At 64.3% G+C, this 12,606-nt stretch carries 12 protein-coding genes; 7 read left to right on the top strand and 5 right to left on the bottom strand.

The annotated features are described in order from the left end of the window. From QZ638_RS08080 to phnG, 5 genes are all read right to left on the bottom strand, one after another. A partial coding sequence (locus tag QZ638_RS08080; protein WP_295808703.1) for an ATP-binding cassette domain-containing protein occupies nt 1–353 on the bottom strand: 353 nt, incomplete at its 3' end. Next, complete coding sequence (locus tag QZ638_RS08075; RefSeq protein WP_295808701.1) at nt 350–1,234, bottom strand: alpha-D-ribose 1-methylphosphonate 5-phosphate C-P-lyase PhnJ; 885 nt, start codon at nt 1,232–1,234, stop codon at nt 350–352. The genes QZ638_RS08075 and QZ638_RS08080, both read right to left, overlap by 4 nt. Next, nucleotides 1,231–2,340 carry a carbon-phosphorus lyase complex subunit PhnI gene (locus QZ638_RS08070; protein WP_295808699.1) on the bottom strand — a complete coding sequence of 370 codons (1,110 nt, stop codon included), beginning with the start codon at nt 2,338–2,340 and terminating at the stop codon, nt 1,231–1,233. Before QZ638_RS08070 ends, QZ638_RS08075 begins: the two co-directional genes overlap by 4 nt. A gap of 3 nt (nt 2,341–2,343) precedes the next feature. Then, complete coding sequence (gene phnH / locus QZ638_RS08065; RefSeq protein WP_295808697.1) at nt 2,344–2,955, bottom strand: phosphonate C-P lyase system protein PhnH; 612 nt, start codon at nt 2,953–2,955, stop codon at nt 2,344–2,346. Then, nucleotides 2,955–3,422 (bottom strand): phosphonate C-P lyase system protein PhnG, encoded by a 468-nt coding sequence (phnG, locus tag QZ638_RS08060; RefSeq protein ID WP_295808695.1) that lies wholly within the window; start codon nt 3,420–3,422, stop codon nt 2,955–2,957. Before phnG ends, phnH begins: the two co-directional genes overlap by 1 nt. A gap of 100 nt (nt 3,423–3,522) precedes the next feature. Between phnG and phnF the strand changes: the two genes are divergently transcribed. The 7 genes from phnF to QZ638_RS08025 all read left to right on the top strand — a co-directional run bounded on the left by phnF (nt 3,523) and on the right by QZ638_RS08025 (nt 12,470). Then, the gene (gene phnF, locus QZ638_RS08055; protein ID WP_295808693.1) at nt 3,523–4,308 is read left to right on the top strand and encodes a phosphonate metabolism transcriptional regulator PhnF; all 786 of its coding nucleotides are present in this window, start codon (nt 3,523–3,525) and stop codon (nt 4,306–4,308) included. Nucleotides 4,309–4,432: 124 nt separating this feature from the next. Further along, nucleotides 4,433–5,659, top strand: a complete 1,227-nt coding sequence (locus tag QZ638_RS08050) for an ABC transporter substrate-binding protein (protein ID WP_295808691.1) — start codon at nt 4,433–4,435, stop codon at nt 5,657–5,659. A 21-nt stretch (nt 5,660–5,680) separates the two neighbouring features. Then, nucleotides 5,681–7,360, top strand: a complete 1,680-nt coding sequence (locus tag QZ638_RS08045) for an ABC transporter permease (RefSeq protein WP_295808689.1) — start codon at nt 5,681–5,683, stop codon at nt 7,358–7,360. Then, nucleotides 7,353–8,015 (top strand): ATP-binding cassette domain-containing protein, encoded by a 663-nt coding sequence (locus QZ638_RS08040; protein WP_295808688.1) that lies wholly within the window; start codon nt 7,353–7,355, stop codon nt 8,013–8,015. Before QZ638_RS08045 ends, QZ638_RS08040 begins: the two co-directional genes overlap by 8 nt. After that, nucleotides 8,012–10,474, top strand: a complete 2,463-nt coding sequence (gene hrpB, locus QZ638_RS08035) for an ATP-dependent helicase HrpB (protein ID WP_295808686.1) — start codon at nt 8,012–8,014, stop codon at nt 10,472–10,474. The genes QZ638_RS08040 and hrpB overlap by 4 nt, the downstream gene beginning before the upstream one ends. Nucleotides 10,475–10,512: 38 nt before the next feature. After that, entirely contained in the window at nt 10,513–11,850 is a 1,338-nt protein-coding gene (locus tag QZ638_RS08030; RefSeq protein ID WP_295808708.1) for an ActS/PrrB/RegB family redox-sensitive histidine kinase, read from the top strand. 53 nt (nt 11,851–11,903) lie between these two features. Next, a complete protein-coding gene (locus QZ638_RS08025; protein ID WP_295808706.1) occupies nt 11,904–12,470 on the top strand; it encodes an ActR/PrrA/RegA family redox response regulator transcription factor in 567 nt (188 codons plus the stop codon). Nucleotides 12,471–12,606 lie beyond the last annotated feature (136 nt).

Below are 12,606 nucleotides of genomic sequence, written 5' to 3'. Positions count from 1 at the left end.
CGTTCGCCGACATTCGCCCCGGCGCTGATGCCGAAGCGGAGTCCATCCCGGGGATTCTGGTGCACGATGCCCCAGTCGGTTCGCATCAGGAGCCGCTGACGCGCTTCGGACAGCGCGTGCACGTCCTGCATGCCGTCGTCGCGCATCCGATAGCGGATGCTGCCCTGGTCCGGTGCAAGTTGTGTCGACAGACATTTGAGCAGCGTCGACTTTCCCGAGCCGGACTCGCCGACCACGCCGAGGACTTCTCCCGGCCAGAGGTCGAATGTCACCTGCTCGCAGCCGGGTACGTCGCCGTAGTATTTGGCGAGGTCGCGCACCTCGAGCAGCGTTTGACCGTCAGTGGCTGTCATTCGGCCGCCTCGCTGTTGAGGGGGCCCTGGAACCCCTGTTCCTGCCGCGTGTTGCAATAATCCGTATCCGAACAGACGAATAGCCGGCCGCCCGCATCGTCCGTGACGATTTCGTCGAGATAGCTCTTCGTTGAGCCGCAGAGCCCACAACAGTGTTCCCAGCTTTCGATCTCGAAGGGGTGATCCTCGAAGTCGAGGCTTTTTACCGAGGTGTAAGGCGGCACGGCGTAGATGCGCTTTTCGCGGCCCGCGCCGAAAAGCTGAAGCGCCTTCGACATATGCATCTTCGGATTGTCGAATTTCGGGGTTGGCGATGGGTCCATCACGTAGCGTCCCTCGACCTTGACCGGGTAGGCGAAGGTGGTGGCGATGTGGCCGTGCTGGGCGATATCCTCGTAAAGCTTCACATGCATGAGGCCGTATTCCTCAAGCGCGTGCATCTTGCGTGTTTCGGTCTCGCGCGGCTCGAGAAAGCGCAGTGGCTCGGGGATTGGCACCTGATACACAAGCACCTGACCGGGTTTGAGGGGTTCCTCGGGAATGCGGTGACGGGTCTGGATGATGGTGGCATCCGATGTGTGTGTTGTGACTGCCACATTCGCGACCTTCTGAAAGAAGGCGCGGATGGAGACGGCATTGGTCGTGTCGTCCGCGCCCTGGTCGATCACCTTGAGCACATCGTCGGAACCGATCACCGATGCGGTGACCTGAACGCCACCGGTGCCCCAGCCATAGGGCATTGGCATTTCGCGGCTGGCGAAGGGCACCTGATAACCGGGAATGGCGATCGCCTTGAGGATCGCGCGGCGGATCATGCGCTTCGTCTGCTCGTCCAGATAGGCGAAATTGTATTGGGCGATGTTGTCGGTGTGGGCGTTCATTCGGCGGCCTCCCGGCGCTCGGTGTCTGCGCCCTCGCGGCGCTCCTCATATTCGCGGCGCATCTGGCGAACCAGACCGAGTTCGGCCTGGAAATCGACATAGTGCGGCAGCTTCAAATGCTCGACGAAGCCGGTCGCCTGCACGTTGTCGCAATGGGAAATGACGAACTCCTCGTCCTGCGCCGGTGCGGTAATGTCTTCATCCAGCTCGCCCGCGCGCAGTGCCCGGTCGCACAGCGACATCGCCATGGCCTTGCGCTCCGATTGGCCGAACACCAGCCCATAGCCGCGCGTGAATTGCGGCGGCACCTTTTTGGAACCCTTGAACTGGTTGACCATCTGGCATTCGGTGACGCGGATGCGGCCAAGCGTGAGCGGGAAGTCCAGTTCCGGCACGTCGATCTCCACATCCACCTCGCCAATGCGGATTTCGCCGGCGAAGGGGTGGTTGCGGCCATAGCCGCGCTGGGTGGAGTATCCGAGTGCGAGGAGAAAACCCTCGTCGCCACGCGAAAGCGCCTGAAGGCGCTGGTCGCGTTCCATGGGGAATTCCGGTGGCTCACGGGTGATGTCGCCGGGCTCGCGGTTTTCCGGCAACGCACCGTCTTCCTCGATCAGGCCTTCATTGGCGAGAATGTCGGACACGCGCGGCATCGCTTCTTCGGCCTCGCTGCGCGTCTCGGGCGCGGCCGGTTCGGCGCCTTCGGCCAGATCCGGGTCGAGCAGGCGATGCGTGTAGTCGAAGGTGGGGCCGAGAAGCTGCCCGCCGGGCAGATCCTTGTAGGTAGCGGAGAGGCGTCGCTCGACCAGCATGGCCGCCGTGTCGATGGGGCGCGTATAGCCGAAGCGCGGCAGGGTGGTGCGGTAGGCGCGCAGAAGGAAGATCGCTTCGATCATGTCACCGCGTGCCTGCTTGACGGCCAGCGCAGCGAGGCCCGTGTCGTAAAGCGAGCCTTCGGACATGACGCGGTCGACGGCGAGCGAAAGCTGGCTGGCGATCTGCGCAAGCGTGATGGCGGGCATGTTGCGGTCGCCGCGCCGGCGGTCGGCCAGAAGCCGGTGCGCGTTCTGGATGGCGGCTTCGCCGCCCTTGACGGCTACATACATGACTCAGGCCTCCTGGCTGATGATGCGGGTGGAGCGGGGCAATGCCGCAAGACCCTCGCGACTGACCAGAATCAGGTCGATGCCGCGCGGAAAGCGGGCGTGGTTCTGAGCCCACTGGCGGGTGAAGTGACGCGGCAGTGGATGCGGCGCGAAGCGCGCTTCGCTCTCGATACCGGGACCTTCGAGCACCAACTCCTCACCGCCCGAAAGGTCATGCACCTGAAGAACGAGCGTGGCCGAGCGGTCGGGGTATTCCTGTGAGCCCTGGGAGAAGTTTTCGAGCCCGATCAAATGTTCGGGATCGGCAGAAAAGACGAAATGGGCATCGGCGGGCGTGTTGGCAAGCGGCGCACCGGTGTGGAAGGCGAGCCAAGCACGGACGGCTTCATCGTCTGCAAGTGCGGGGTCGAGCCAGATGGGTGTGTCCCGATCGCAAAGCGCCATCGCGATGGCTGCTGCCTCCGGTGTCATCGGTGCGGGTGGGCTGGCAAGCGCGATGCCCTGGTGGACCGTGCCGGGTTCGGCCATGGCCTTCATCACCGCGCGGAATATGGTCTGGGCGTCGAAGACCGGGTTCTGGAAGCCGCCTTCTATGGCGATCGAATCGAGCGTCATCAATCCTCTCCGCGAACCATGGTAAAGAAGTCGACCTTGGTGGCCGCCGTTTCGGCGCGGCGCACCGCATCGGTTTCGCTGAGGCGGGTGCGCAGCGGCGCGAGGATCTTCTCTTCGATCCTGGCTTCAAGGTCGGGTCTCTGGTGTAGGGCGTCGATGAGGGCGGCGACACGCACCTTCAACTTTTCGCGGCCGAGTGCGTAGGCATGGCCGACTTCCCCGGTGGGCAGTTTGATCGTGGCGCGCGTGACGGTCGCCTCGCCGATATTGAACGACGCGCCGCCGCCGCCCATGCGGCCACGAACCGTCACGAGGCCGGTCTCGGGCCCGCGCAGCGTTTCGGCGTCATCGGGTAGGCCGGTTTCGTTCCAGAGCTGCAGGAGATCGCTTCCGCTGGCCATGGCAAGCACTGCCATCGCCTCGCGCCGCCGCTCGGTGACCGCCTGTCTTTCCTGTCGTGAGACCATGATGCCTTAATCCTCGTCGGGTGGATAATTTGTCTATTGTTCTAGACAATTAAACATATTATAGGTTCTACCTAGCGCGTGTCCATGACGTGTTGATGACATGCGGCCGGGAGAACGGGAATTGGTGCGGACGAAGCGAACAGTGATAGAGCGTCGTAGCGGCGTTGCACTTTGGCGCCAGATCGCCGACCGCATGCGGCGCGAGATCGGGGAGGGGGTGCTCGGCAGTGATGGCCGCATGCCGCCCGAAGTGGTGTTGGCGGAACGATTCGGGGTCAACCGCCATACGGTGCGAACGGCAATTGCGGCTCTCGTACAGGAAGGCGTGCTGCGTGCCGAGCAGGGACGCGGAACCTTCGTGGAAGGTCGCAAACGGCTCGCTTATCCCATTCGACGTCGCACGCGGTTTTCTGAAGGACTGGCCGGGCAATCGCGCGGGCTAGCCGCCGATTTGCTCGACCATGCGGTGGAACCCGCCATCGCAGACATTGCAAAGGCATTGCACCTTTTGCCCGGCGCGCCGGTGATCCGCCTCGAGACGCTTTCGCATGCCGATGGGCGGCCCGTTTCCCGCGCCCGAAGCTGGTTCGATGCAGAGCGCTTTGCGGGCATGGCGGAAGCGTTTGGGCGAACGCGCTCGATCACGGCCTCGTTTCGGGAATTGGGACTTGCCGACTATCTGCGTCACAGCACCGCCGTTACTGCGCGGCATGCAGAGTCTGGCGATCTGAAAGACCTGCGGCTTTCGCCCGGCGCGATTGTTCTGGTGACCATTGCCGTCAATGTGGATGCGCAGGGGCAGCCCGTGCAATATTCCGAAACCCGTTTTGCCGCCGACCGTATCGAACTGCATATTCCCGGCGGGGACGACGCCGTATCCGTTTGAGAACGCCTTCACCTGAAACTCACCGTGAAGTGACCGCAGCGCGATGTGGTTTGCGTTGATTTGCTCAGCCCTAACGTGCTCTATCGCCACGGGTTTAAACCAAGGGTAATAAAAAGGTTCTCGCTTGCGCGCACTGCTTTTCTCGACTGCACTTTTGGCCATTGGCACGGCTCCAGCCGCCGCCGATACGACACAGCCCGATCCCTCGAACTGGGATGCGGTTCTGGAGGATGCGCGCGGCGAGACGGTCTATTTCAACGCCTGGGGCGGGTCGCAGAACATCAACGACTACATCGGATGGGCAGGCGATGAACTGAAAGAGCGCTTCGGCGTCACACTCAAGCATGTGAAGCTTGAGGATACGGCAAGCGCGGTCGCCACCGTGGTGGCGGAAAAAGCCGCTGGCCGCGACGGAAATGGAACGGTCGACCTTATCTGGATCAATGGCGAGAATTTCGCGGCCATGAAGGAACAGGGCCTGATCCTCTCGCCGGGCTGGGCGGAAAAGCTTCCGAACTGGACCTTCGTGGATGTCGAGAACAAGCCGACAATCCGCACCGACTTCACCGTGCCGGTTGAAGGGCTGGAAAGCCCGTGGGGCATGGCGAAACTCGTTTTCTTCTACGACACCGCGCGCATTAAGGTGGAAGACCTGCCGCGGGATACCGACGGGTTGTTGAAATGGGCGCAGGAGAATCCCGGCCGCTTCTCCTATCCGCAACCTCCGGATTTCATCGGCTCGTCCTTCCTGAAACAGGTTCTGGCCGAGAAGATCGACGATCCGTCACTGCTGCTCGATCCCGTGGACGAGGAGCGCTTCGCCGAAGTGACGAAACCGCTGTTCGATTTTCTCGACGGATTGAACCCGGTCATGTGGCGTTCCGGCCGTGCGTATCCGCAAAACTACCCGGCGATGAAGCAGCTTCTCGCCGATTCCGAGCTCGACATCATTTTCGCGTTCAATCCGGCTGAAGCCTCAAGCGCCATCGCCAATGGCGAGTTGCCGGACACGGTGCGATCCTTCACCTTTCCCGGCGGCACGCTGGCCAACACCCACTTTCTAACCATTCCCTACAACGCCTCGGCAAAGGCGGGCGCGCTGGTGGCCGCCAACTTCCTGATGTCGCCGGAGGCGCAGGCTCGCAAGCAGGACCCGGCCATCTGGGGCGATCCCACCGTTCTGGCGCTTGACAAGCTGAACGAGGAAGACCGCGCCCGCTTCGATGCCATCGATCTCGGCGCCGCAACGCTGCGCCCCGATGAACTCGGCCCCGCGCTGGACGAGCCGCACCCAAGCTGGATGGAGCGCATCGAAACCGAGTGGAAGCGGCGTTATGGGGTTGGTAATTAGCCTGAGCACAGGGCCAACCGGATGCTGACGCGCCTCGGCCCCATGCTCGCCATCGGGCTTCTGACCGCCCCGGTCGCGTTCGGATTGGCCGGCACGGTGTTGCCCGCCTTCGGCTATCTGCCGGCGCTGGGCGGCATGGAGTTCGGGCTTGCGCCCTTCGCCACGCTGTTTGCCGAACCGGCGATCCTCATGTCGGCGCTGATGAGCCTTGTGACCGGGCTCGTCACCGCAGCCATTTCATTGACAGCGGTGATGCTGTTTACCGCCGCATGGGGCGGCACACGGCTTTTCGCGCGCATCCAGCATCTGATTTCGCCGCTTCTTTCCCTACCGCACGCGGCCAGCGCCTTCGCGCTCGCTTTCCTCATAGCGCCCTCAGGCATGATCGCGCGGCTGATCTCGCCGGAACTAACCGGTTGGGAGCGCCCGCCCGATCTGCTGATCGTGCACGATCCGCTCGGCCTGTCGATGATGGCGGGGCTGATCGTGAAGGAAATTCCGTTCCTGCTTCTCGTCACGCTGGCCGCACTGCCGCAGGTGAAGCCGGCGCGCATGCGTGCACTGATCGCATCGATGGGATATGGGCGCATTTCTGGTTTCGTGTTGGGCCTCTGGCCGTCGATCTATCCGCAGATCCGTCTGCCGGTCTTCGCGGTCATCGCCTTTGCCACTTCGGTGGTGGATGTGGCCGCCATTCTGGGCCCGACCACGCCCGCGCCGCTGGCGGTGCGGCTGGTCAACTGGATGAACGATCCCGACCTCTCCATGCGCTTTCTGGCGTCGGCGGGGGCGGTGCTGCAACTGGGCGTCACAGCCGCTGCGATCCTGATCTGGATCGGGTTCGAGAAGATCGGCGCACGGCTGCGCGACCGGGTTGCATGCGCCGGGCGCCGGCTTCGGCGCGACAGTGGTCTGCGCTGGGGGGCGCTTGCCGCGATGCTTGTGTCTGCCGGCGCAATTTTCGCCGGGCTTCTGGCGCTCGGCCTGTGGTCGGTGGCGGGACTCTGGCAATATCCCGACCTGCTGCCGGCGCGTTTCGATCTGCGCAACTGGATGCGGGTTCTGCCCAGTCTGGTGGAGCCGCTCGCGATCACGCTGTTCGTGGCGTTCATCTCCACACTCGTTGCGGTGGTGATCGCCATACTGTGCTTCGTGCGGGAGGACGAGATGGGGTATCCGCCGGGGCGGGGCGCGCTTGCGCTTCTCTATATGCCGCTTCTGGTGCCGCAGGTGGCGTTCCTGTTCGGGCTGCAGCTTCTCTTCATTCTGACCGGCGTGCAGGCAACGATGGCGGCGCTCGTCTTCGCACATCTCGTCTTCGTGCTACCCTATGCCTATCTCAGCCTGAAAGACCCCTGGCGGGCCTTCGACCGACGGTACGATCAGATCGCGGCGGGGCTCGGCAAGGGGCCGGTAGAGCGGTTCTTTCAAATCCGTCTGCCCATGCTGGCGCGGCCTCTTCTCGCCGTTGCGGCCATCGGTTTTTCGGTGTCGGTGGGGCTCTATCTGCCCACGTTGCTGATCGGCGCGGGGCGGCTGACGACAATCACCACGGAGGCGGTGGCGCTCGCCTCCGGTGGCAATCGCCGCGTGATCGGCATCTATGCCTTCATGCAGATGGTGTTGCCGGCGGCGGGCTTTGCCGTTGCCACCATCGTGCCGGCGCTGATATTCCGCCGTTATCGCGACATGCATGTTTGAACGGAAACGGGATTTGACGGACGCCGGACTTTTCATCGACGGGGTGACGATTGCGCTTGAAGGGCGCGAGATCGTTTCGCTGACAAAACGGGTCGCGCCCGGTGAGGTGCTGACCGTCATGGGGCCGTCGGGGGCCGGCAAGTCCACGCTGCTCGCCTATGTTGGCGGATTTCTCGATCCGGTGTTTTCGGCGCGGGGCAGGGTTTTCGTCGCTGGAACGGAGGTGACGGCGCTGAAGCCTGAAGACCGGCATGTGGGTGTTCTCTTTCAGGACCCGCTTCTATTTCCGCATATGAGCGTCGGCGGCAATCTGATGTTCGCGCTGCCGGAGGCGGTGCGCGGCCGCGCGGCACGGGTGGAGCGTGTCGCGCACGCGCTTGAGGGCGTCGGCCTTGCGGGGCTTGAGGCGCGCGACCCTGCAACGCTTTCCGGCGGGCAGAAGTCGCGGGTGGCTCTGGCGCGCGTGCTGGCGTCCACGCCGCGCGCCCTGCTTCTGGACGAGCCCTTCTCCAAGCTCGATGCGGAATTGCGCGCGCAAACCCGCGAACTGGTTTTCTCCAAGGCCCGCGAAAGCGGATTGCCGGTGCTTCTCGTGACGCATGACGCAGCCGACGCCGAAGCCGCCGGCGGCGACATCGTGCGGATTGGGGAATGACGGCAGTGCCAAAGCTCCCCGACCTGCCGATAACGGACGTGCTGCCGACGCTGAGCGCAGCGCTGGAGGTGCAGGGAAAGGCGGTGCTGGTCGCGCCACCGGGAGCGGGCAAGACAACGCTTGCGCCGCTGGCGCTTCTGGAGGCCGAATGGGCGTCGCAGGGGCGCATCGTTCTTCTGGAGCCGCGTCGGTTGGCCGCGCGCGCCGCGGCCCGGCGCATGACGGCGATCCTTGGCGAAGAGCCGGGCGAGACGGTGGGCTACGCCATGCGCATGGAGCGAAAGGTTTCCGCCAAAACGCGTATTCTCGTGGTGACCGAAGGCGTTCTCGCCCGCATGATCGTTGACGATCCGGAGCTTTCCGGCATCGCGGCTGTGCTTTTCGACGAGTTTCACGAGCGCTCGCTCGATGGCGATTTCGCGCTGGCGCTGGCGCTCGATGCGCAGGCGGCGCTGCGGCCGGATTTGCGGCTTCTGGTCATGTCGGCCACGCTCGACGGCGCGCGCGTTGCAGCACTTCTCGGCGATGCGCCGGTTATCGAGAGTAAGGGGCGCAGCTTTCCCGTCGAGCTGCGTCATGAAGAGCGCCCGGCCGGCGAAGCCATCGAGGAAACCATGGCGCGGGCCATCCGCACGGTTCTGGCGGAGGAAGAAGGCAGCGTGCTCGCCTTCCTGCCCGGCCAGCGCGAGATAGAGCGCACGGCGGAGCGCCTTGCCGAACGGCTGCCCGTCAATGTGGACATCGCCCCGCTTTACGGCGGTCTCGACGGGCGGGCGCAGGATGCGGCCATCCGGCCCGCTGCTGAAGGGCGGCGCAAGGTGGTGCTGGCGACGGCCATTGCCGAAACCTCGGTCACCATCGACGGCGTGCGCGTGGTGATCGACAGCGGCCTGTCACGGCTGCCGAAATTCGAACCCTCGACCGGCTTGACGCGGCTTGAAACGGTGCGCGTCTCGCGTGCTTCCGCCGATCAGCGTTCGGGCCGTGCGGGGCGCACCGCGCCGGGCATCGCGCTGCGGCTGTGGCGGGCCGAACAGACGGCGGCGCTGCCCGCTTTCGCGCCGCCGGAAATTCTTGAGGCGGATCTGTCTGGCCTGCTGCTCGACTGCGCCGCATTCGGCGTGAGCGATCCGGCTTCGCTTTCCTTTCTCGACGCACCGCCGGCTCCGGCGGTCGCCGAGGCGCGCAGTCTCTTGCAGCGGCTCGAAGCGCTGGACGAGGCGGGGCGATTGACCGCATCTGGCGAGGCGATGCGCAAACTTGCCCTGCCGGTGCGGTTGGCCCACATGGTTGCGCGCGCGGCGGAAGACGGCCATGCGCTTGCCGCGGCCGAACTTGCTGTCCTTCTCTCCGAGCGTGGGCTGGGTGGCCGGTCCGCCGATCTGGACGACCGATTGCAGCGCTTCCGCAGGGAAAAAGGCGCGCGGGCGGAACAGGCGCGCCGGCTGGCCGCAAGGCTCGCAAAGAATGCGGGCGGCGACCGCGCTGGCAATCCGCCGCATGCGGGCGCTCTGCTCATTCACGCCTGGCCCGACCGTGCGGCAAAGGCGCGGGGCGCGCATGGGCATTTCGTCATGGTCAATGGTCGTGGCGGCGTTTTAGCCCCGGAGGAGCGTTTGGCCGCCAGCGCGTATCTGGTCGTCGCCGATCTTCAGGGGCGCGCGCAGAATGCGCGCATCGCCTCGGCGGCGGCGATTGACGAAGAAGAGATCGTGGCCGCACTCGGACATCTGATCGAGGAGATGACGGAGACGCGCTTCGACCGTGGCGCGGGCACGCTCAGGCAGCGGCGGGTGCGCCGGCTGGGCGCGCTGGTGCTGGCCGAGCAGGTTCTACCGCTCCCCTCCGGTGCCGCCGCCGACCGCGCGGTGATCGACGCCGTGCGGGCAAACGGGCTGTCGCTTCTGCCATGGGACAGGGAGGCGAAGGCGCTCAGGGGCAAGCTTGCCTGGCTCCACGCGGCGAAGGGCGATCCATGGCCTGACATGTCGGACGAGGCGCTTCTCGAACGGCTCGACGACTGGCTTTTGCCGTTTCTCACCGGCGAGGCGTCGCTCTCCCGGCTGTCGCCGCACATTCTGCGCGAAGGGCTGATCGCGCTGGTTCCGCACGCGTTTCAAAGGCGCATCGGCCAGATGGCGCCCAGCCACTACGACGCGCCCTCGGGTAGCCGCGTGCCGATCCGCTATGAGGCGGAAGGGCCGGTTCTGGCGATCCGCGTGCAGGAGCTTTTCGGTCTGACCGAACACCCGACGGTGGCCGATGGCATTCCGCTCAAGCTGGAGCTTTTGTCGCCGGCGCACCGGCCCATCCAGACCACGCGGGATCTGCCCGGTTTCTGGGCCGGATCTTGGGCGGATGTTCGTGCCGACATGCGCGGGCGCTACCCGAAGCATTTCTGGCCGGAAGATCCGGCGAACGCAGCCGCGACACATCGCGCCAAACCGCGCAAAAAATAGTTCTTGGAGTGCGGGTGGACTTCCCCCATAACGCCGCCATGCTTGAGGATATCAGGGCACACGATCCGAGCCACGGCCTGCGGCTCAATACGTTGATCAAGCTGCGCTGGCTGGCGATCATCGGTCAGAGCGCGGCAGTGATCGTCGTCGCCTTCGGACTCGATTTCCCTCTACCGGTGGGCATGTGCTTTGCTCTGATTGCGGCCTCCGCATGGCTCAACGTCCACATGGCGCTGCGTTATCCCGTGGCGCATCGACTAGCGCCGCTGGCCGCACTTGGCATTCTTACATTCGATGCCTTCCAGCTCGCCGGCCTGCTCTATATGACGGGCGGCCTCACCAACCCTTTCTCGCTTTTGATGACAGTGCCCGTGGTGATCTCGGCCACGTCGTTGCCGCTGCGCTGGACCGCACTTCTGGGCTTTCTCGTGGTGGTATTGACGACGGTGCTTGCCGTCTTCCACCGCCCGCTGCCCTGGTTCCCGGGGACCGAGCTGGTGATGCCCCTGATCTACATCATCGGCGTGTGGATCGCTGTGGTGTCGAGCATTGCGTTTACCGGAGTTTACGCCTACCGGGTGGCGAAGGAAGCGCGGCTTCTGGCCAACGCGCTGGCCGCCACCGAACTCGTGCTTCAGCGCGAGCAGCACATTTCCGCGCTGGACGGTCTGGCGGCGGCAGCCGCGCATGAACTCGGCACGCCGCTCGCCACCATTGCACTGGTGGCGCGCGAAATGGAGCGCGCGCTCGGCAACGATGAGCGTTTTCGCGAGGATGTGACACTATTGCGCACGCAAAGCGAGCGCTGCCGGGAAATCCTGCGTCAACTCACCAGCCTGTCGTCGGAGGGCGAGGCGCACATGGCGCGCCAGCCTTTCACCTCGCTGATCGAGGAGACAGCGGCCCCGCATCGCGATTTCGGTATCGATATCCGCCTGGAGCCCGGCGTGACCGAAGGGCCGGAACCGGTCGGTCGGCGCAACCCCGGCGTAATCTACGGCCTCGGCAATCTGGTCGAGAACGCGGTGGACTTTGCCAGCGAAAGCGTGACGATCCGCTGGCACTGGGACGCAGAAACCGTGGGGCTTCTCGTAACCGACGACGGGCGTGGTTTCCCTGCCGAAATCCTCGACCGGATCGGCGAGCCCTATATGTCGAAACGCTCGGCGACGGCCGGCAGCAGCGGTGGCGGATTGGGGCTCGGCCTGTTCATCGCTAAGACATTGCTCGAACGCTCGGGTGCCCATATCCGCTTCGGCAACCTTGCCGAAAAGGGCAAAGGCGCCTTTGCCGAGGTGATCTGGCCTCGATCGGTTTTCATTGTACCCGGCGACAATCTGGAATCGGGCGAAAAGAGTCCTAAATTGGAAAGCTGACGGATTTAGGTTAGAAAGATTCTAGGAAGAGTAACGTGCTGAACGTGCTGGATATGACAAGCAACACCGCTGAAGACCCGGACGCCGCTCTGGGCGAGGATCGCTCCCTTCTTATCGTCGACGATGACAAGCCTTTTCTGACGCGTTTGGCGCGGGCGATGGAAAGCCGCGGTTTCACGGTGGAAACCGCGGAAAGCGTCGAGGATGCGGTCGCGCACGCCAAGGTGGCCCCGCCGGCATTTGCGGTGGTGGATATGCGCCTGGCTGATGGTAACGGTCTCGATGTGGTGGCCACGATACGTGAAAAACGCAAGGATGCCCGCACGGTGATTCTGACCGGTTACGGCAATATCGCCACGGCCGTTACCGCAGTGAAACTGGGCGCTGTCGACTATCTGGCCAAGCCGGCCGATGCCGACGACGTTTACGCCGCGCTCACGCGCCAGGCCGGCGAAAAGGTTGCGCCGCCGGAAAATCCGATGTCCGCCGATCGCGTGCGCTGGGAGCATATCCAGCGGGTCTATGAAATGTGCGACCGCAACGTGTCTGAAACGGCGCGTCGGCTGAACATGCACCGGCGTACCCTGCAGCGCATCCTGGCCAAGCGCGCGCCCCGCTGACGTTTCTTTTCAGGCTCACTGCGGCCAAGGTATCGAGCATTGACGGCGGTTAACCGCTACGCCGCATGGCACGCGACCAACGCGTCGAAGTGGCCGGCGGCAAGCGTTGGTTTATGGACAAGTTCCGTTACCAGCG

The organism is uncultured Nitratireductor sp. (genome assembly GCF_913053745.1).
Taxonomy (GTDB): Bacteria; Pseudomonadota; Alphaproteobacteria; order Rhizobiales; family Rhizobiaceae; genus Nitratireductor.
This window is presented reverse-complemented; position numbering and strand designations above follow the sequence as displayed.